This window comes from Granulicella sp. L46 (genome assembly GCF_009765785.1).
Classification (GTDB): Bacteria; Acidobacteriota; Terriglobia; order Terriglobales; family Acidobacteriaceae; genus Granulicella.
Window position 1 is genome coordinate 434957 of the sequence record NZ_LMUT01000012.1, and the last position, 19308, is coordinate 454264.

18 protein-coding genes are annotated in these 19308 nt (G+C 61.7%); 12 read left to right on the forward strand and 6 right to left on the reverse strand.

What is annotated here, in order from left to right; translation table 11 throughout:
- Positions 1-19: 19 nt before the first annotated feature.
- The 4 genes from GSQ80_RS11165 to xylB are packed head-to-tail and all read right to left on the reverse strand — an operon-like array spanning position 20 to position 4004.
- Positions 20-490 carry a cytochrome c maturation protein CcmE gene (locus tag GSQ80_RS11165; RefSeq protein ID WP_158787715.1) on the reverse strand — a complete coding sequence of 157 codons (471 nt, stop codon included), beginning with the start codon at positions 488-490 and terminating at the stop codon, positions 20-22.
- A gap of 11 nt (positions 491-501) precedes the next feature.
- Complete coding sequence (locus GSQ80_RS11170) at positions 502-1614, reverse strand: Gfo/Idh/MocA family oxidoreductase (RefSeq protein ID WP_158787716.1); 1113 nt, start codon at positions 1612-1614, stop codon at positions 502-504.
- A gap of 23 nt (positions 1615-1637) precedes the next feature.
- On the reverse strand, positions 1638-2492 hold the full coding sequence (locus GSQ80_RS11175) for a GDSL-type esterase/lipase family protein (RefSeq protein WP_158787717.1): 855 nt from the start codon (positions 2490-2492) through the stop codon (positions 1638-1640).
- Positions 2493-2531: 39 nt separating this feature from the next.
- The gene (xylB, locus tag GSQ80_RS11180) at positions 2532-4004 is read right to left on the reverse strand and encodes a xylulokinase (RefSeq protein WP_158787718.1); all 1473 of its coding nucleotides are present in this window, start codon (positions 4002-4004) and stop codon (positions 2532-2534) included.
- 247 nt (positions 4005-4251) lie between these two features.
- Here xylB and GSQ80_RS11185 point away from each other — a divergent pair, with 247 nt between their 5' ends.
- From GSQ80_RS11185 to GSQ80_RS11200, 4 genes are all read left to right on the forward strand, one after another.
- Positions 4252-5814 (forward strand): TolC family protein, encoded by a 1563-nt coding sequence (locus GSQ80_RS11185; protein ID WP_254059586.1) that lies wholly within the window; start codon positions 4252-4254, stop codon positions 5812-5814.
- Between the two features lie 2 nt (positions 5815-5816).
- Entirely contained in the window at positions 5817-7049 is a 1233-nt protein-coding gene (locus tag GSQ80_RS11190) for an HlyD family secretion protein (protein ID WP_158787719.1), read from the forward strand.
- A gap of 121 nt (positions 7050-7170) precedes the next feature.
- Positions 7171-7770 carry a Dps family protein gene (locus GSQ80_RS11195; protein ID WP_158787720.1) on the forward strand — a complete coding sequence of 200 codons (600 nt, stop codon included), beginning with the start codon at positions 7171-7173 and terminating at the stop codon, positions 7768-7770.
- Positions 7771-7913: 143 nt separating this feature from the next.
- The gene (locus GSQ80_RS11200) at positions 7914-8870 is read left to right on the forward strand and encodes a VTT domain-containing protein (RefSeq protein WP_158787721.1); all 957 of its coding nucleotides are present in this window, start codon (positions 7914-7916) and stop codon (positions 8868-8870) included.
- Here the strand turns inward: GSQ80_RS11200 and GSQ80_RS11205 are convergent.
- The gene (locus GSQ80_RS11205) at positions 8867-9580 is read right to left on the reverse strand and encodes an energy transducer TonB (RefSeq protein WP_158787722.1); all 714 of its coding nucleotides are present in this window, start codon (positions 9578-9580) and stop codon (positions 8867-8869) included. The genes GSQ80_RS11200 and GSQ80_RS11205 overlap by 4 nt on opposite strands.
- 128 nt (positions 9581-9708) lie before the next feature.
- Here GSQ80_RS11205 and GSQ80_RS11210 point away from each other — a divergent pair, with 128 nt between their 5' ends.
- The 4 genes from GSQ80_RS11210 (at position 9709) to GSQ80_RS11225 (ending at position 13561) form a co-directional block, all read left to right on the forward strand.
- The gene (locus GSQ80_RS11210; RefSeq protein ID WP_158787723.1) at positions 9709-10980 is read left to right on the forward strand and encodes an acyltransferase family protein; all 1272 of its coding nucleotides are present in this window, start codon (positions 9709-9711) and stop codon (positions 10978-10980) included.
- A gap of 9 nt (positions 10981-10989) precedes the next feature.
- Positions 10990-11373 (forward strand): VOC family protein, encoded by a 384-nt coding sequence (locus GSQ80_RS11215; protein ID WP_158787724.1) that lies wholly within the window; start codon positions 10990-10992, stop codon positions 11371-11373.
- 166 nt (positions 11374-11539) lie between these two features.
- The gene (locus GSQ80_RS11220; RefSeq protein WP_158787725.1) at positions 11540-13126 is read left to right on the forward strand and encodes a UbiD family decarboxylase; all 1587 of its coding nucleotides are present in this window, start codon (positions 11540-11542) and stop codon (positions 13124-13126) included.
- A 114-nt stretch (positions 13127-13240) separates the two neighbouring features.
- Positions 13241-13561, forward strand: coding sequence for a hypothetical protein (locus GSQ80_RS11225; protein WP_158787726.1), 321 nt, complete (start codon positions 13241-13243; stop codon positions 13559-13561).
- A gap of 3 nt (positions 13562-13564) precedes the next feature.
- Here the strand turns inward: GSQ80_RS11225 and GSQ80_RS11230 are convergent, their stop codons facing one another.
- Positions 13565-14563: an HAD family phosphatase gene (locus GSQ80_RS11230; protein ID WP_254059587.1), complete on the reverse strand. Its 999-nt coding sequence runs from the start codon at positions 14561-14563 to the stop codon at positions 13565-13567.
- A gap of 252 nt (positions 14564-14815) precedes the next feature.
- Between GSQ80_RS11230 and mtnP the strand changes: the two genes are divergently transcribed.
- From mtnP to GSQ80_RS11250, 4 genes are all read left to right on the forward strand, one after another.
- Complete coding sequence (mtnP, locus tag GSQ80_RS11235) at positions 14816-15679, forward strand: S-methyl-5'-thioadenosine phosphorylase (RefSeq protein ID WP_158787727.1); 864 nt, start codon at positions 14816-14818, stop codon at positions 15677-15679.
- Positions 15680-15836: 157 nt separating this feature from the next.
- The gene (locus GSQ80_RS11240) at positions 15837-16763 is read left to right on the forward strand and encodes a PfkB family carbohydrate kinase (protein ID WP_158787728.1); all 927 of its coding nucleotides are present in this window, start codon (positions 15837-15839) and stop codon (positions 16761-16763) included.
- A 4-nt stretch (positions 16764-16767) separates the two neighbouring features.
- Positions 16768-18540, forward strand: coding sequence for a hypothetical protein (locus tag GSQ80_RS11245; RefSeq protein ID WP_254059588.1), 1773 nt, complete (start codon positions 16768-16770; stop codon positions 18538-18540).
- Positions 18541-18761: 221 nt separating this feature from the next.
- Positions 18762-19271 (forward strand): ferritin-like domain-containing protein, encoded by a 510-nt coding sequence (locus GSQ80_RS11250; RefSeq protein WP_158787729.1) that lies wholly within the window; start codon positions 18762-18764, stop codon positions 19269-19271.
- The last annotated feature ends 37 nt before the right edge of the window (positions 19272-19308 follow it).

A 19308-nucleotide genomic window follows, 5' to 3' on the forward strand; every position in this document is an offset into this window, starting at 1 on the left:
CGCCGTGCAAGATGTTTGCCTAAGGCTTGGGCCCCAGTGCAGCAACGTTTCCCGTAGGAGTTGTATTTCCCGTGGGCGCAGCTCCCGGCTTGGCTGGCGCATACTTGCTTGCGCACTTGGCCTGCAGCTGCGTCGCGTGGAAGGTGCCGTCGCGTCCATAGGTGCCGATGGCCAACGTCTGGGCATCGTCCTTAAACTCATCTGGCGGCGGCTCTGCGCCGTCATAGACCACGCGCAGCGTCTTGTCCTGCTCCACCAGCGTGAAGTTCGCGTTCGGCCCAAAGCGCGTGATGCTCCCCGGCTTCACATTGCCGGCTACCCGCAGGTTCTTGCTGTAGGCGCCGGTACCCATCTTCTGCAGCTCTGAGATCGTGACGTAATAGCTCTTGGCGTTGCCTGAGGCCGAGAACGCTAGCCACACCACAGCCGCCACCACAATGGCTCCCGCAACAATAAACTTCGTGATCGAATTGGAACTTTGCTTTGCCATACTCCGCTATTTTACGCCGCAAACACCACAGGCAGTGTGTGATTGTGGTCACTCGACTCGAGCGCCAACTCGAGTAAACGAATCGTCCGATAGCCATCCTCCGGCGAAACCACCAGCGGCGCCTCGCCCCGAATCGCATCCCGCACATTTGCATAGAACTGGCGATAGTCGCCGACCTCCGTAGGCACCTTGCCGCGCACGATCTTGGTCGGCTCAGCAGGATCCGGAGCAATCGCCACCGTGCCCCACGCGGACTCCGCCTCTGGCAGCCAGCCCTCTGGCGAGCCCAGCTCCGGTGGCCGCGCACCGCCGAGCAGTGCCGCCTCCTGCGGATCCAGCCCCGTCTTTACGTAGCTCCCAAACGTTCCATTCACCCGGAAGTGCGGCGCAGGCTCCGCAGCAATCATCGACGCATGGCACTCATAGCGAATCCCGCGCGCCGCCTCGCTCCCAACGGAAGGCCGCGCAAACTCCAGCACAATATCGAACGCATCTTCGATCGCCGTCACGTCGCGCTCTTGACGAACGCTGGCCGTAATCGACGTTGGCACACCAAACAGCGCCAGCGCCTGGTCCAGCAGATGCGGCCCCAGGTCGAACAACAACCCATTCGCAGCCCCACCCGCCTCTTTCCATGTATTCGCCCGCGGCATTGGCCGGAAGCGATCGAAGTGGGCATCCACCAGCGTGACTCGTCCCAGCTTGCCCTCGCTAACCAGCTTGCGCACGGTCAGAAAGTCGCCATCAAAACGACGATTGTGGAAGGGAGCCAGCAGCTTGCCTTGCTTCTTTGCCAGCGCAATCAACTCCAGCGCATCGGCCGAGCTGCCCGCAATCGGTTTGTCAATCACGACATGCTTGCCAGCCTCGAGCGCACGCCGAGCCATCTCCACGTGCGAATCATTCGGCGTCGCCACCACGATCAGGTCAATCGAAGGATCGCCGAACGCCTCGTCCACCGAACGCAGGATGCGCGTCCCCGGATAATCCGTAGCGGCATTGTCTCCGTGGCGCTGCACAATGGCCGACAGCTCAAGCCCCGAAACCACGCGCACGAAAGGCGAGTGAAAGATGCGTCCAGCGAAACCGTAACCCAGAACAGCCGTGCGAATCGGTATAGCCATTGCTCTATCCTAAATCGCGCGCTTTAACGTTTCGCAACCGTCCGCTCCGGCGTCTCCAGCGGCTTCACCGGCGTATCGCCCATCAGCCGCGCCACCGCCGGCTCAATCGCCGACGCCATCAGCCGCTGTCCCCTCGTATTCGGATACGTCGCCTTCGGAAGCGTTGTGGTCTTGGGCGGCGTCAGCGTCGAATCGTAGAACAGGTTGGCATCCAGCTCTCCATGAGGGTAGAACACCACGCTGATGTCGATGTACGAAACCTGCGGGTCCTCACCCCCCGCATAATGCATCCCCAAATACCCATTCACATCGAAGTTCTGTTCCCGCGACGGCAGCTTCGACGGCAGAATCCCCACCAGCAGAATCTTGGTCTCCGGCAGACGATGCTCAATATCCTTCACCACCGCATCGATCCCCAACTCCGTATCTTCCGCAGACTGCCCCATGGCCGTGTTGTTGGTCCCGATCAGCACCACCGCGAGCTTGGGGTGCAAGCCCTTCAACTCGCCATGATCCAGGCGCCACAGCACGTTGGCCGTCGTGTCGCCGCTGAAGCCCAGGTTCAGCGCCTTGCGTGGTGCGTAATACTGCTGCCAGATAGGCTGAAAGTCCTGGTTGGGCGGCTCCGCAATGTCATAGTTACTGGTGATCGAATCGCCCACCAGTAGCAGTTGCGCATCGCTGTGCTTCGGCAGATCGGCAAGGATGGCCTTGTGCCGCGCCGCCCACCAATCCACGGAAAGACGATCCGTGGGCGTGATCGCCGGAATGTTCGTTACTGCGGAAGTCGAAGGCTCCTGGGCGCAAGCCGCCGGTACCAGGCACAGCGCAACGACAAAAAGAGCAGGGAAGGGTAGAGACTTCAGCGGCAGACTCATGGCTTACATCCTAGACGAGCGAACCACCTTCTTTGTTAGCTAGCCAATCGTCCGCAGCGCCGGGTACATCTTCCGATAATGTACATAAGCCAACGCCATCGCCTCTGCATGTTTCGGCTCAATCACTTGCGCGGGCCTGATCGTGGCCTGGCAGGCTGCTTCCACGCTCGGCCACGCACCCACGCCGGTCCCCGCCAGCAGAGCCGCCCCAAACGCTCCACCCTCCTCGGCTTCCAGCAACTCCACGGCATGGCCGTACACGTCCGCCTGGATCTGCCGCCACAGCGGCCCCCGCGCCCCGCCGCCGCCCAGCCGAATCTTCTCCACCGGAATCCCCAGCTCCTTGAACAACGTAAACGTGTCCTTGAGAGAAAACGCCACGCCCTCCAGCACCGCCCGCACAAAGTGCGCCGCAGTTGTCGACGCCGTAATTCCCACAAACGCTGCACGTGCATTCGGATCCAGGTGCGGCGTCCGCTCGCCAAACAGGTACGGAGCCCACAGCAGACCATCGCTTCCCGGCGCAACCTGCTCCGCCAGCGACGTTAGCTCGTCATACGACCGGGCAGGGAAGAACGTGTCCCTCAAATACCGAAAGCTCAGCCCCGCGCCATTGGTCACGCCCATTACGTGCCAAACCCCGGGCGCCGCGTGACAGAACGTATGCAGCCGTCCCTTGGGATCGAGTGTTGGCTTCGCCGTAGCCGCAAACACTACACCCGAGGTCCCAATCGTGGCCGAAACCGAACCCGGCGCCAGGATACCCATCCCCACCGCGCCCGCCCCCTGGTCGCCCGCTCCGGCCGCAACCGGCGTACCCGCCTTGATTCCCGTCGCCGTCGCGCCGGCGTCCGATATCCGCGCGCAGATCTCCGGCCCTTCGAACAGCGGCGGCAGCCAGCTCATGGGAATCCCCGTCAGCTCGGCCATCTCCCTAGACCAGCGCCGATGTACCACGTCCAGCAGCAGCGTCCCCGACGCCTCCTGCATATCCATCGCATACGTGCCCGTCATCCGCAGCCGAACGAAATCCTTCGGGCACAGCACGTGCGCAATCTTCGCGAAGATCTGCGGCTGATGCTCGCGCACCCACAGCAATTTAGTCAGGGTAAAGTTCGGCAGCGCCGGATTAGCCGTCAGCTCAATGAGCCGCTCGTAGCCGATCTTCTCGGTTAGCCAGTCGCATTGCGGCTGCGTCCGCTGGTCACACCAGATCAACGCCGGCCGCAGCACCTCGCCCGCCGCGTCGAGCATCACGCAGCCATGCATCTGGCCGGTAAGCCCGACAGCCTCGACAGGAGCCGTATGTCCCGCCTCAGCAGCAGCCCTCAGCGCCCCGGCAATGGCCTCCTGAGCCGCCCGCCACCAGTCTTCGGGGTCCTGCTCGGCCCAGCCAATATGTTCCGATCGGATCGCCGCATGCTCGGCCGAGTGCGACGCCAGAACCTTGCCGTTGCGGTCAATCAGAATTGCGCGAGTACCGCCCGTGCCAACATCGATGCCTAGAAACATGGAGCTCCTCAAAAACTGCAATTTATCGCAACCAAGAGTGTAAAGCGTAGACGCCATCTTGTGTTTTAGCGATTTAATAAGCCCAAACGGAGACCCACCTCAACCTCCCGGACGCTAAATGAACCATGCAAAGACTACTTGTGGATAATCCACGGAAGTTTTGCATACATCCCGGTGCGCTAAGCATCTGTTTATTGACAGGCACAAACCCATCAAAATGACCGGCGGGTTCAGCCGACGATTTAGCATGAAACTTATGATCCCATTCCAAAGACGCGCGTCCCGTGACGCGACGAGGGGCGCGGTTGCGCTGCTGATCCTGGCTGGTGCCATCCAGATGGCCCCTGCGCAGGCGCCCGGACAGTCGGCCGCAACGCCCGCCACCGCCGGCCCACCCAACAGCGGTGCCAATAACCAGCTCGGCGTCGCCGTCCAGACCCAGCAGCAGCTTGCGGCCCCCGGCCCGGCTCTCAATCCCCAGTCCACGACCTCGCAGAGCGGCATCGACCCAAGCTTCCGCGGCAGCCTGGTTCGCGGCAAAGCCACCGCCGACGTGCTTCCCCTGACCATTGACGACGCCATCCTGCGCGGCCTCCAGAACAACCTCGGCCTCATCCTGCAAACCTCCAGCGAGCGCCAGTCCAACGGCTCCCGCCTCCAGAGCCTGCAGGCGCTGCTCCCCACCGTAACCGGCGGCGCCTCTGTTACCGTGCAGCAGATTGACCTGGCAGCCTACGGACTTAAGATCCCCGGAATCAACCCGATCATCGGCCCCTTTCAAGTAATGGATGTACGTGGCTATGCCAGCCAGAATGTGGTCAATCTCTACGCCTTTGAGCAGTACATGGCCTCCAAGCACAACTTCGAGGGCGCGAAACTGACGGCTCAGGACGCCCGCGACCTGGTCGTTCTTACGGTCGGCAACGCGTACCTGCTCTGTGTTGCAGACGAGGCCCGCATCAAGGCCGTGCAAGCCGAGCTCGACAACTCCAAGCTCTCCTTCGATCAAGCCACCGACAACCACGAGGCCGGCATCAGCCCTCGTCTCGACGTCCTCCGCGCCCAGGTCGACTACCAGAGCGAGCAGCAGACCCTGATCTCCACCACTAACCAGCTGGCCAAGGACAAGCTTGCCCTCGCCCGCGCCATTGGCCTTCCGCTCGATCAGCAGTTCGAGCTCGCCGACGGCACTCCCTTCCAGGCGCTCGACACGCCAGATCCTGACGCCGCCTTCCAGCAGGCCATCAAGCAGCGCAAGGACCTTGCCGCCGCCGCCGAGCAGGTCAAGGGAGCCGAGGCCACTCGCAAGGCCGCCGTCTACGACCAGCTTCCCACCCTCGTCGCCAGCGGCAACTATGGCGATCAGGGCGAGACCTTCGGGCACTCCCACGGCACCTACACCGCCGAAGGTCAACTCGCAGTGCCCATCCTGCAGATCGCCAAGACCCGTGGCGAGGAAGAGACTGCCGGCGCGCAGCTCGATCAAGCCAAAGACAAGCTCTCCGACCAGGTGCAGCAGGTCAACGCTGACGTTCGCGACGCCATTCTCGACATTCAAACCGCTGCCAAGTTGGTAGAAGCCACCCAGAGCAATGTAGAACTCGCTCGTGAGGCCCTCAGCGAAGCGCAGCAACGCTATAAGGCGGGCGTGGATACCAGCCTGTCCGTCTCCCAGGCCCTGTCAACCGATCGCCAGGCCGAAGACCAATACATCAGCGCGCTCTACCAGCACAATGTTGCCAAGCTCTCTTTGGCACGTGCGCTGGGTGTAGCGTCGACGAACTATAAAGAGTATCTCGGAGGAAAGTAAGCGTGGCCGACCAGAACGCACCAGACCAACAACCGGAGAAGCCGGAAGCTCCGCCAAAGAATAATTCGACGCGAAGATTGATTATCATCGCCGTCGTTGCAGTGCTCGTGATCGGCGCTGCGCTCTTCTATTGGCGCTCCACCTTCACCGAAGACACCGATGACGCCCAGGTAAACGGCAACCTCTACCAGGTCAGCTCGCGTGTCTCCGGCCAGGTCATCCATGTCGATGTGGAGGAGCAGCAGTTCGTCCACGCGGGCGATCCCATCGCCGAGATCGACCCCAAGGACAGCCAAGTCGCGCTTGAACAGGCGCAGGCCAATCTCGCGAACGCCGAGGCCGAATATCAACAGGCCGTGGTGAATGTCCCCATCACCAGCATCCAGACCAGCACGACCATCCAGACCTCCGGCTCCGACGTCCTCGGCAGCCAGGCCTCGGTCGAGCAGGCCCAGGCCCAGGTCCAGGTGAACAAGGCAAAGGTGCTCTCCGCTGCGGCTCAGGCGCAGAAGTCGGCGCTCGACGTCCAGCGTTACACCCCGCTGGTCGCCAAGGACGTCATCTCTAAACAACAGTTTGACGCAGCCGTAGCCCAGGCGGCCGCTGACGAGGGTGCACTCGAGGCCGCAAAGCGTGACGTCGCCGCGCAGGAACAGACAGTCAACCTGAATCTCCAGCGCCTGGCCCAATCCCGCTCGAACCAGGTACAAAGCGAGAAGAACGGTCCCAAACAGGTTGCCGTCCAGCAGGCTCGCGCCTCCGCCGCCCTGGCCTCCATCAAGGTAGCCCAGGCGAAGGTCGATCAGGCCCAGCTAAATCTCAGCTACACCAGGATCGTCGCGCCCATCACCGGCATCGTCAGCAACAAGAGCGTCGTGGTCGGCGTGAACCTTAGCGTGGGCCAATCCCTCATGACCATCGTTCCGCTCACCGACCTCTGGGTCACCGCCAACTTCAAGGAAACGCAGCTTAAGCAGATGCACAAGGGCCAGGAGGTCGACATCGAAGTCGATGCGCTCGGCGGACGCAAGTTCACCGGCAAGATCGAAGAGATCGGCGGCGCAACCGGCAGCTCGCTCTCGCTCTTCCCGCCCGAGAACGCCACCGGCAACTACGTGAAGGTCGTCCAGCGCATCCCGGTTCGGATCAACTTCACTAACCTTGAGCAGGAAAACAAGGACTTTGCGCTGCGCATCGGCATGTCTGTTGAACCCAAGGTCCGGGTCAAGGATTAACTTTCTTCCCCTCAAAGGCAGGTAGCTTCGGCTGCCTGCCTTTTTTTTGCCAGTTTCGATCGGGGAAATTCACAAAACTGCCATCTCTCGCCCGGCATCCAATTCAGTACAGAGGTGAACCATGTCGGTAGCAACGAAGAACGGCAGCCATCCCAAAAAGGACTTCATCACCGAGCACTACAAGCAGCACGGCAAAGAGATCCAGAAGTACGGAGACGTTGTACAGTATCTCCCTCATCCCCTGGACGCCAAAGTTCGTTCGCACATGTGTGAAAAGCTCAACCAGCTTCTGGCCGACTCCATCGTCCTGCGCGACATGTACAAGAAGGCCCACTGGCAGGTAGCCGGCCCGACCTTCTACCAGCTCCACCTCCTCTTCGATAAGCACTTCGACGAGCAGGAAGAGATCGTCGACACCATCGCCGAGCGCGTCCAGCTCCTGGGCGGCGTCACCATCGCCATGGGCGGCGATACGGCCAAGGTCACGAGGATCCCCGCTCCTCCCCGCGGCCGTGAAGAGGTCCCGGTACAGATCTCCCGCCTCCTCGAGGCCCACAAGATCATCATGCAGGAGTGCCACGACATCGCCGAAGCCGCTGACAAAGCCGGAGACGACGGCACCAACGATCTGGCCGTGAGCGACGTCCTCCGCGCCAACGAGCTTCAGTCCTGGTTCATCGGCAACCATTTGGTGGAGATGCCTCTCACCGTTGCTGAATAACTATCACCTTGCTGCGCTACAGCCCGGCTTCGGTCGGGCTTCTTTTTTTGTCCACACAACCTTTCTGCACCGACTGTGTCAAAGAATCATCTACTGTTTAGTTAGCGAATAGTCTCCCCCTGTCCGCGGAAAGGATCAGCTCGATGCATTCGGTCTTAGGTTTACTGTCGCTCCACACCTATTCGATCCTCTTCGGCTGGGTCCTCATTGAGCAGGGGGGGCTACCGATCCCCAGCGTTCCGCTCATGCTCGCCGCCGGCACCATGAGCGCCGCGCACAAGCTGCACCTCGCCTACGCGATCCCGATCATCCTCCTCGCCTGCCTGATCTCAGACTCCGCCTGGTACTTCCTCGGTAAGAAGTTCGGCGGCCGCGTGCTCAACGTTCTCTGCCGCTTCTCGCTGGAGGCCGCCACCTGCGTCGAGCGCACTCATGGCACCGTCGGCAAGCGCGGAGCCTTCACCCTGATCTTCGCCAAGTTCGTCCCCGGTCTCAGCACGGTCGCCGCGCCGATCGCCGGCCAGCTCGGGATCCCGTACTCTACGTTCGTCCTCTACGACATGGCCGGGTCGCTCCTGTGGTGCGGCGCGTGGCTCCTGGCGGGTCGCTTCTTCGGCGACATAGCCGAGCGCAGCGCCCACTTCTTTGCCCTGCTCGGCCACTTCGGTATCGCGCTGGTTCTGCTGATGGTCGTCGTGCTGGTGGTCTACCGGCTAATAAAGCGCCGCCAGTTCCTCGCCGAGCTTCGCGGCCTCCGCCTCGAACCCGCGCAGCTCATGGCCATGATCGCCGATGCCGAGCGCGCAGGCCTCGATCGCCCCTTCATCGTCGACCTCCGCCATCCCCTCGACGTCATGACCGACCCGCTCGTCCTTCCCGGCGCCCTGCGCATCGGCCCCGACGAGCTCAAGCAGCGCAGGGAGATTATCCCCACCGACCGCGACATCGTCCTCTACTGCACCTGCCCCAGCGAAGAGACCTCTGCCAAGGTAGCCCTCGAGCTCCACCGCCTCGGCATCAAGCGCGTTCGCCCCCTCCGCGGAGGACTGCAGGGCTGGAAAGACGCAGGCTACCCGGTCGACCAAGCCGTCTTCGCCTAATCTCCCAGCCGAAACGTAATGCTGACCGTCGTCTCGACCTCGGTCGGCAGCCCATTCAACAGAAACGGCCGATAGCGCGCCGCACGAACCGCCTGCAATGCAGCGGTCTGCAAAACCGGCGGCCCACTCACCACCCGCGCGCTCTCAATCCGTCCCGACTTCGAGATCACCGCCTGCACCACCACTGTTCCCTCGGCGCGACTCAGCCGCGCAGTCACCGGATACTCCGGCCGAATTGGCTCCAGCAACTGCCCCGCCATCACACCGGTAGAGACATGCATTGGACCCGCACCTGCCCCAACCACCACATGAGGTCCCGCAGGCCCACCAGGACCCAGCAAAGATATCGGACCCCCGCCCGGCCCCGTCAGGTCTACTCCTCCCACCGCCAGTGAAGGCTCATCCACCTCCGCGCCGCTGCTCCGAAACCCCTGCGTAGAAATCCTCGCCACCTGCGTCGGCACACTCACCGCATTCTGCATCGACGACGTCTCCACCCGCACCCTCTGCTCCGGCACAACCGCCGGCCTCAACCGCGGCGCCGTCAGAGAGATCCTCGGCGAACTCAGCGGCAGAATCTCCGGATGCACCAGCGGCAAAACAACCAGCGTAGTCGCAATCGTCGCCTGCAGCGCGAACGAAATCACTGCGGGCCAACGGCTACGGCCACGCAGAAGGGAAGTCGACTCAACAAGGGATTCCTGGAACATGACGGCACCTCGAACCTCATCGATTTGCCGCATCCAGCGCTGGAGTGCGTATGCTGTTTAGACACCGCGCACCTCCACACTGTTCCTCCACTAGCGCGAAATCTCGCGGCGTTAGATGATGGGTTGCAATGGCCACCACCCTTCCAGCCTCTGCTGCCGCCCCAGAGCAGACCGAGCGCACCATTACCGGCCCACCCCGCGTCCTGTCCGTCGACCTGCTCCGCGGCATCACCATCGCCTTCATGATCCTGGTCAACGATCCCGGCGATTGGGACCACGTCTTCGCGCCACTCGACCACGCCCCCTGGAACGGCTGGACCCTCACCGACCTCGTCTTCCCAAGCTTCCTCTTTCTCGTCGGCGCCTCCATCATCTTTTCGCTCGACGCCCGCGCCGCAAAAGGCAACTGCCGCAAAACGTTATCCGGCCACGTCATCGTTCGCTGTATAAAGATCCTCCTCCTGCAGTACATCCTGGTCTTCTTCCCGTACATGCACTGGCACACCATGCGCCTCTACGGCGTGCTCCCGCGCATCGCCCTCTGCTATCTCTTCGCAGGCCTCATCCTCATCGCCACCATGAAGCTGAGGTCGCGCGTGCCCGTCCTCATCGAGATCGTCGCCGCATTCCTCATCGGCTATTGGGCACTCCTCCGCTTCGTCCCAGCCCCCGGTGCCGGTGTCCCCGGCCGCGACATCCCCTTCATGGACCAGACGCAAAACCTAACCTCCTGGCTCGACCGCGCCGCGATGGCCTTTACCCAGCGCTGGCTGCACACGGGCCGCCTGTACCTCGCCGCACGCGACCCTGAAGGCCTGCTCAGCACAATCCCTGCCGTCGCCACCACGCTGCTAGGCGCACTCACAGGCCTGTGGATGCACCAGACCCGCGGCGCAGAAGGCAGCATTGCCCCGCGCGGAAGCAGCGCTCTTCGCCGTATGCAACTCACCCTAGCTCTCGCCGGCGTCCTCGGTGTCATCGCCGGCGAACTCTGGTCCCCATGGTTTCCCATCAACAAAAATCTCTGGACCTCCAGCTACGTTCTTCTCTCCGCTGGCTGGGCCGCTCTCGCGCTCGCCCTCCTCTCTCTCCTCGTCGACCGCCGTCCGGAACCCTGGCCGCGCTGGCTCCGCCTCTCCACCTGGCCCTGGTTCGTCTTCGGCTCCAACGCTATCGCGGCCTTCACGGTTTCAGTCATCCTGGTCAAGACCTGCCTCTATTTCAAGATCACCGGCGCCGACAACATAAAGCACAGCCTCTGGGCTCTCTACTACCAGCACGTCTTCGCCCGCCACGCCTCCACCAACTGGACCTCGCTCGCCTTTGCCATCAGCATCGTCGTAATCTGCTTCCTGCCCAACTGGTGGCTCTGGCACAACAAGCGTTTCCTTAAAATTTGAGGTACTTCCATGATCTCTCCAAAGTTCATCGACCATCTCGTCTTTCGAATCTCAGCACTCGATCGCAGCGAGCGGTTCTACACCGCGCTGTTGAGCCAGCATCCCGAGCGCACAGAGCAGAGCCTGCTCTATACCGTAGGGGACACTCGCCTGTTCTTCACGCTTGCGGCCGAGCCCCGCTCAGGCACTTACGACAAAGAGCAGATCGGCCTCAACCACATCGCGTTCGGCATTGACACGCTTGCGGACCTTCAGGCAGTCGAGCAGCAGCTCTCGGCAGCCGGCATCGCGCATAGCGGGATCAAAATCGACCAGTACGGCCTCAAGGAATATATCTGGCTCAATGATCCCGACGGAATTCGGATCGAATTCTATTTACGCCCTCAAAGTTGAACCCAGCCGAGTGCACCCATTTCGTTACGGGCACGAATCCTCGCGCCGTATCACAATAGAATGAGACAGAGAAATTCAGGACACTTTAGACAGGATGATTCGGGACACAAGAGACCGAACGGTTCTGAACGAGAATTGATCACAAGGATCAGGAAGAGGGAACACTGTGGCATATGAAAGCCTGCGCGAGTGGATTGCGGCATTACAAAAAGCTGGCGAACTCAAACGTATCACCGCCGAAGTCTCACCCATCCTGGAGATGGCAGAGATTGCCGATCGCGCCTCCAAACTCGGGAAGGGAACCGACCGTGCCGGCGGCCCCGCTCTGCTGTTCGAGAACGTCATCGGCTACAAGGGCGCGCAGGTGCTGATGAACCAGTTCGGCAGCGAGCGCCGCATGCGTCTAGCCCTCGAAGTCGACTCGCTCGACGACATTGCCCGCCGCATCGAAACCCTCCTCCGCCCAACCATCCCGACGGGCATCATGGACAAGCTCAAGCTTCTCCCCATGCTCAACGAAATTGGAGGCTTCTTTCCCAAGACCATCGATCCCAAAAAGGCCCCCTGCAAGGAAGTCATCCGCTACGGCGACGACATCGACATCCTGAAATTTCCCATCCTCCAAACCTGGCCCCAGGACGGCGGCCGCTTCATCACCCTCCCCTGCGTCACCACGCGCGATCCAAAGTCCGGCAAGCGCAACCTCGGCATGTACCGCATGCAGGTATACGACGGCCAGACTACCGGCATGCACTGGCAGCGCCAGAAGGTGGCCGCCGAGCACGCCCGCGATCACCTGCGCTCCACTGCCTTCGACAAGGCCGGCGAAGTCGAGCTCATGGCTCTCACCGCCGGTGGCACCACCCCCGCTCCTCCCGACAGCGTCCCCCAACTCGTCGCCACCCGCATCGCCGGCGAGCGCATGGAAGTCGCCGTCGCCATCGGCACCGACCCCACCGTCACCTTCGCTGCCATCGTTCCCGCGCCTCCCGAAATCGAGGAATACCTCATCGCCGGCTTCCTCCGCCAGCAGGCCGTCGAGCTCGTCAAGTGTGAGACCGTCGACCTCGAAGTCCCGGCTCACGCCGAAATCATCCTCGAAGGTTTCGTCGAGCTAGGCGAGCTCCGCAGCGAAGGCCCCTTCGGCGACCACACCGGCTTCTACACCATGCAGGACGACTACCCCGTCTTCCACATCACCTGCATCACGCACCGCATCAACCCCATCTACGCCGCCACCGTCGTCGGCAAGCCTCCCATGGAAGACGCCTGGATGGGCAAAGCCGTCGAGCGCATCTTCCTCCCGCTCATGAAGCTCACCCTCCCCGAGATCGTCGACATCAATCTCCCTGCCGAGGGTGTCTTCCACAACCTCATGATCGTGAGCATCCGCAAGAGCTACGCCGGCCACGCCCGCAAGGTCATGAACGGCATCTGGTCGATGGGCCAGGCCATGTTCACCAAGTGCGTCATCGTGCTCGACGAAGATTGCAACGTCCAGGACCTCGCCGAAGTCACCCTCCGCGTCACCAACAACATCGACCCCGAGCGCGACATTCAGTTCACCCTCGGCCCCGTCGACTCGCTCGACCACTCCTCCCGCCTGCCAAACTTCGGCAGCAAGATGGGCATCGACGCCACTCGCAAGTGGCCCGCCGAAGGCTTCACCCGTCCCTGGCCGCAGATGCTCACCATGCCCAATGACGTGAAGTCCAGAATCGATAAGCTCTGGAGGTCGCTGCGGATCGATTAGACTTCAAGCCACCGAGTAAAGTTCAAGCTACCGAGGATCTTGCATGAGCCGTTTCGCCCGCGGAGCTTGCTCTGTCTCGAGATATCCTGCACCGCTGATCTCGTTGCGCAGGATATGCCGCACGCCCAGCCATCAGACACCTACACCCGCAAGAACACCTTTAGCCTCTTCGTCGAGTACTCACCCACCTCCAGCCACATTCTTCTCGGCGTCGCTCGCCAGCGCATCCTTGCCGACTTCGGCGGCGCCTACACTCGCCGCATCGTAAGCTTCTGGGGCTCAGACCTCGGCTATCACGTCGAACTTCGCCCCGTACTCTTTGAGAGCGATCCTGTCGCCATCACCAAGTCGACCCTCTCCTACACCGCTCCACCACCCGTCGGCCCCGTCACCGACAACATCACTTACATGCTCTCCTACAACTTCGGCCACTAGCCGTCACACATCAAAAGCGAAGATGCGTTTCCAGTCGTTCTTCATGCTGATGACGATCCAGGCATTCTTTGTTGCTTCCAGCAGCAGTGCCTCAGAAAACGTTCCGACAGTGGTATCCGGCAGTCCCGTGGCGGGGCCATACGCGTACTCGCGCTTCGCATCGTCGTGGAGCACGAGCATCATGAGCCGCGCTCCGTCGCCCGCCTGCGCCCATTCCAGCATCTGCGCGTCGCCCGACTTGAGCCCGACGCCGGTGCCCGAGTTACCAAAGGCCGCCTGAGGTCGCTTGCCGATAAACATGTTTATCCCGACGACCTTGCCCGGACCATCGTCGATGAAGAAGGGCTTCGGCTCCCGCATGAGCACAGGCTTATCGCCTGTGTTCACATAGGTGGTCACGATGCTCGAGCCCACAACCTGTTCCGGCGGAACACCGTATACCCTCTCGCTGTAGGCACGCACGAACTCCTGTCCGCCACCCGTGACGATGTACGTCCGGAAGCCATTGGCGCGGAGATACTGCATCACCTCCAGCATCGGTTGGAATACCAGATCGGTGTAGAGGCGGTCGAAGCGCGGTGCCTTGGCCGTCGTGATCCACGCTTTCACGAGGCCTACGAATTCGTCCGTGCTCATCCCTGAATGGGTGACGGCGGCGATCTCGAGCCAATCCGCCTCTGTGAATTTGGCCATCGCCGCGTAGTCACGGGAGAGGACAGTCTTAAACGGCTCCTTCTGTTTCCACTCAGGATGAGTCGGAGCCATTTCGCCCACACGCGCAAGCGCAAACGCGGCCTGTCCGTACAAGGGATGCTCGGTCCAGAGCGTGCCATCCTGATCAAACGTGGCGATGCGGTCTGCCGGCTCGACATACTTCGGGCTCGACTTGTCGGTGGTATCTCTCACGAACCTGAGCACCGCCGCCTTCGCAGGCCCATCGTTCCAGGAGGGCAGGGGATCGCCCTGGGACTGACCCTCGGCTATGCCCATCCTGGCAGACAAAATAGCTACTGCGCCCGTCGAAACAAATGCACGTCGACTGACCTTGTTGAGTGGATTTTGCATGGCAAAACGATAGGCATCGTTCCTAAATCCCACAACTGTCAATAGTGATAGCTTTTCGCGTTAGAAAACCGCCTTGCCTCAATCTGCAATCCTTCAGTTTCCAATGTGGAGTGGAACCAGCAGCCCACATCCCGCGAACGATATACTACCCAAGGCGCATTACAACGCAACGCGCTCCAGGAGACAGGTTTGGCGAAGGCAGAAATCGGCATCATCGGCGGCAGCGGGCTCTACAACATGGACGGCCTCACCGACGTCACGGAAGTCAGCATCAAAACCCCCTTCGGCGACCCCAGCGAAGTCTTCGCCCTCGGCACCCTCGAAGGCCGCAAAGTTGCCTTCCTCGCGCGCCACGGTAAGGGCCACCGCATCCTTCCCAGCGAGCTCAACTTCAAGGCCAACATCTACGCCATGAAGTCCCTCGGCGTCACCAGCATCCTCTCCGTCAGCGCCGTCGGTAGCCTCAAGGAAGAGCACAAGCCCACCGACTTCGTCATCCCCGACCAGTTCATCGACCGAACCTTCGCCCGCTCCGCCACCTTCTTCGGCGACGGTGTCGTCGGCCACATCGCCTTTGCCGATCCCGTCTGCCCCATCGTCTCCGATGTCTTCGCCAAAGCCTGCGCGGAAGTTGGCGTAGTCGGCAAGCGCGGCGGCACTTACATCTGCATGGAAGGCCCGCAGTTCTCCACCCGCGCCGAGTCCAACCTCTACCGCTCGTGGGGCGCCGACATCATCGGCATGACCAACCTCCAGGAAGCCAAGCTAGCCCGCGAAGCCGAGATCAGCTACGCCACCCTCGCCATGGTCACCGACTACGACTGCTGGCGCGAAGGCCACGACGACGTCACCATCGAGCAGGTCATCGCCGTCATGCATCAGAACTCCGGCAACGCCCAGAAGGTAGTCAAAGCCGCCGTCCGCCTCATGCCCGCAGACCTAAGCGCCAGCCCCGCCCAGACCGCCGCAAAGTTCGCCATCATGACCGACCGCGCCGCGATCCCCGCCGCCACCAAAGCCAAGCTAGACCTTCTCTACGGCAAATACTGGTAGCTCAACCTTCGCGGCCCTAACGCCGCCAAAAAGTTTGTCATCTCGACCGAACGCAGCACCTAAACGTCCGTCATCTCGACCGAAGCGCAGCGCAGTGGAGAGATCCCCGCATTGTGAACTCCGCAACCCGACATCACACCTCACCACCTGGAGACTCATGTCCATTCTCGTAGTAGGTTCCGTAGCCTTTGACACCCTCGAAACCCCCAGCGGCAAGCGCGAGCGCGTACTCGGCGGCGCCGCCACCCACTTCGCTCTCGCCGCGAGCTTCTTCACCAAGGTCCGCGTCGTCGGCGTAGTCGGCGACGACTTCCTCCCCGAGCACGAAGCCGTCCTCACCTCCCGCGGCATCGACACCACCGGCATCGAGCATGTCCCCGGCAAAAGCTTCCACTGGACCGGCAGCTACGTCAAAGACCTCGCCGCCGCCGAGACCCTCGCCACCGATCTCAACGTCTTCGCCGACTTCGAGCCAAAGATTCCCGCAAGCTATCTAGACACCGAATACCTCTTCCTCGCCAACATCGATCCCGTCCTGCAATCCCGCGTCCGCGCCCACATGCCGAACGCCAAACTCGTCGCCGGCGACACCATGAACTACTGGATCGCCGCCCACCGCGACAACCTCCTCAAGGTCCTCCGCGAGCTCGACATCCTCATCATCAACGACAACGAAGCCCGCATGCTCAGCGGAGAAACCAACAACATCCGCGCCGCCAAAGGCGTCCTCGCCCTCGGTCCCAAATCCCTCATCGTCAAATACGCCGAGCACGGCTGCGCCGCCTTCTTTTCCCCCCACAGCTTCGGCAAAGCCTTCGAGCAGGGTATCTTCCGCGCTCCCGCCACCCCGCAGGAAGAAGTAGTCGACCCCACCGGTGCAGGCGACTCCTTCGCCGGCGGCTTCTACGGCTACGTCGCCTCGCAAGGCAAGCTAACCCCCGAAGTCTTCCGCAAGGCCATGTTCTACGGCTGCGTCCTCGGCTCGCTCTCCGTCGAAGCCTTCGGCACTGATCGTCTGCAGCGCACCACCCGCGAAGAGATCGATCAACGCTTCGAGCACCTCAAGGAAATCTCTCACCTCTAACTTCATGGCGAGATCACGCTCAGATCGACGCGCCGCGAAACTCGGCGAACCCAAACCCGGCGAGATCGTTCTCGGCCGCCGCAGCTCCCGCACCGGCTCCTTCCGCCAGTCACCCATCTGGGTTCCTGGCGATCCCGAGGCCGTGCGCCCCGTAGTCCCCGGCGAAACCTACCCACTCTTCGTGGGCGGCATTCTTCTCGCCTTCGTCGCGCTCTTCGTCTGCTTTCACCACGGCTACCTCCTTCTCTACGGAGACGCCGTGGCGCATCTCGCCATAGCCCGCCGTATTCTCGACGCCAAGTGGCCCGGCATCTCGCAACTAGGCGGCGTCTGGCTACCACTCCCGCACATCCTCATGCTGCCCTTCATCATGAACATGCGCATGTGGCAGACCGGCCTTGCCGGCGCTCCCATGTCCATGATCAGCTACGCAGCCGGCGTCGCAGGCATCTGGCGTCTCGCGCGTCGCAGCATGAAGCTCCGTTGGGCACTCCTCGCCACTACCTTTTACGCGCTCAACGCCAACCTCCTCTTCCTCTCCACCACCGCGATGACCGAGGCGCTCTTCCTCGCTCTCCTAATCTGGAGTGTCGTCGCCACATCCGAATCCATCGCCGCTCTCCGCGCAAACGACACCGTCACCGCAAGAGCACGCATGATGCTCGCCGGCTTCCTCATCTTCGGCCAGGTCTTCACCCGCTACGACGGCTGGATCATAGGCGCCATCATCTGGCTCTGCTTCGCGGCCGCCATCTTCAAATCCTCCGCAGACATCCGCCGCCGCATGCGTCCGCACTTCATCCTCTTCACGATCATCGTTGCCGCCGGCCCGCTCCTTTGGTTCTGGTACAACGCCCACTTCGAACACGACTGGCTCGACTTCCTCCGCGGCCCCTACTCGGCGAAGCAAATCGAGCGCCGCACCGCGCCCCCCGGCCAGCACTACCGCGGCTGGCACAACATCGGCTGGGCCACGCTCTTCTACACCCGCACCGCGCAGATCGACGCCGCCGCCTGGGAGACAGGCTTCGCCCTCATGGCAGCCTCGCTCTACGGCCTCTGGCTCTCCTTCCGCCGCCGCGCCAACACCGCCGTCCGCGCTCGTGCCGAATCCTTCACCCTCCTTCTCTGGATCCCGCTGCCGTTTTATATCTACTCGATCGCTTACGGATCCGTCCCCATCTTCATCCCCCAGCTCTGGCCGCACGCCTTCTACAACGCGCGCTACGGCATGGAACTCCTTCCGGCACTCTCCATCTACGCCGCGCTCTCCGCCGAGCAATTTGAAATCTGGCTGAAATCCCGCACCGTCAGTTGGGCGCCCCTCGCCGCACGCCTCTGGCAGCCCGCCGCCATGCTTCTCTGCGTCGCCAACTGCATTGCCATGATGTACTTCATCCCGTTAGTACTCAAAGAGGCAATCAACAACTCAACCACCCGCGTCTCGCTCGAAACCAACCTCGCCAACGTGCTCGACACGATGCCGCAGAATGTTCCTGTCATGATGTCGCTCACCAACCACGTAGGCGCCGTTCAAACCGCTGGCCGATCGTTGCAAAGCATGGTCAGCGAAAACGACGATCAGACCTGGCAGATAGCCCTCAAGGATCCCGCCCGGCACGCCGCCTACATCATCGCCATCGTCGGTGACCCCGTCGCCAACGCCGTCGCCGCCCATCCCCAGGGTCTCGCCGAGATGGAAGTCATCTGCACCACCGGCCAGCCCTGCGCCCGCGTCTACCAGTCCCTGCTCTGGACCCCAGCCTCTGCAAAATAATTCCCTCAAATCCAATTTCTCTGCCCCAACCAAAAGTAACGCGCCAGCCACAACCCGCATCACAGCTATTGGCCGTACAAGCAGCGGTACACGACGCGCCGGTGAGAACGCTCCGCCGGTCATAAGAACGAAAAGACGAACGCAAACTGACGACCTACACAACACGCTCGCCTGAACGAGCTGGCGGCGCTGTGTCGATAAACCACAAGGAGAAATGGGCCATGGGAATCTTTACACCAGATGTCAACAACCTGCGCGAGCTGTATATCAACATGCTCCAGCACGCGCTTAGCAGCGAAAAGCAGATCGTCGACAAAGGTCTGCCCGCCATGATTGAGAAGGCCACCAACCCCGAACTAGCTCGGGCCTTCCGAGATCACCTCACCGAGTCCAAACAGCACGTCATTCGCCTCGAGCGCATTCTCGATGCCACCAACGGCGAAGTGAACGAGTCAAAATGCAAGGTCACCGCCCAGCTCATCAGCTCAGCTGAATCCGAGATCGCGGACGCCGCCAACGAGAGCATCCGCGATGTGATCCTGATCGCTGCAGGCAACCAGGTCGAGCATCACGAGATTGCCATCTACGGAACCCTCCGCACCTGGGCTGAAGTGCTCGGCAACCAGCAGGACGCACAACTTCTCGACAAGACCCTTGCCGAGGAAGAGAAGGCCGATCAGCTCCTCACCAAGCTTTCCCAACAGATCAACGTTGCCGCGCCTGTAGCGTAGTTATCGCCACAGGTCAGGCTTTGTCCGCCCGCGTGCT

Bases quoted from the DNA above. Each gene is read 5' to 3' on its own strand.
- GSQ80_RS11165 (WP_158787715.1), bottom strand. From the start codon at position 490: ATGGCAAAGCAAAGTTCCAATTCGATCACGAAGTTTATTGTTGCGGGA.
- GSQ80_RS11170 (WP_158787716.1), bottom strand. From the start codon at position 1,614: ATGGCTATACCGATTCGCACGGCTGTTCTGGGTTACGGTTTCGCTGGA.
- GSQ80_RS11175 (WP_158787717.1), bottom strand. From the start codon at position 2,492: ATGAGTCTGCCGCTGAAGTCTCTACCCTTCCCTGCTCTTTTTGTCGTT.
- xylB (WP_158787718.1), bottom strand. From the start codon at position 4,004: ATGTTTCTAGGCATCGATGTTGGCACGGGCGGTACTCGCGCAATTCTG.
- GSQ80_RS11185 (WP_254059586.1), top strand. From the start codon at position 4,252: ATGAAACTTATGATCCCATTCCAAAGACGCGCGTCCCGTGACGCGACG.
- GSQ80_RS11195 (WP_158787720.1), top strand. From the start codon at position 7,171: ATGTCGGTAGCAACGAAGAACGGCAGCCATCCCAAAAAGGACTTCATC.
- GSQ80_RS11200 (WP_158787721.1), top strand. From the start codon at position 7,914: ATGCATTCGGTCTTAGGTTTACTGTCGCTCCACACCTATTCGATCCTC.
- GSQ80_RS11205 (WP_158787722.1), bottom strand. From the start codon at position 9,580: ATGTTCCAGGAATCCCTTGTTGAGTCGACTTCCCTTCTGCGTGGCCGT.
- GSQ80_RS11210 (WP_158787723.1), top strand. From the start codon at position 9,709: ATGGCCACCACCCTTCCAGCCTCTGCTGCCGCCCCAGAGCAGACCGAG.
- GSQ80_RS11215 (WP_158787724.1), top strand. From the start codon at position 10,990: ATGATCTCTCCAAAGTTCATCGACCATCTCGTCTTTCGAATCTCAGCA.
- GSQ80_RS11225 (WP_158787726.1), top strand. From the start codon at position 13,241: ATGCCGCACGCCCAGCCATCAGACACCTACACCCGCAAGAACACCTTT.
- GSQ80_RS11240 (WP_158787728.1), top strand. From the start codon at position 15,837: ATGTCCATTCTCGTAGTAGGTTCCGTAGCCTTTGACACCCTCGAAACC.
- GSQ80_RS11245 (WP_254059588.1), top strand. From the start codon at position 16,768: ATGGCGAGATCACGCTCAGATCGACGCGCCGCGAAACTCGGCGAACCC.
- GSQ80_RS11250 (WP_158787729.1), top strand. From the start codon at position 18,762: ATGGGAATCTTTACACCAGATGTCAACAACCTGCGCGAGCTGTATATC.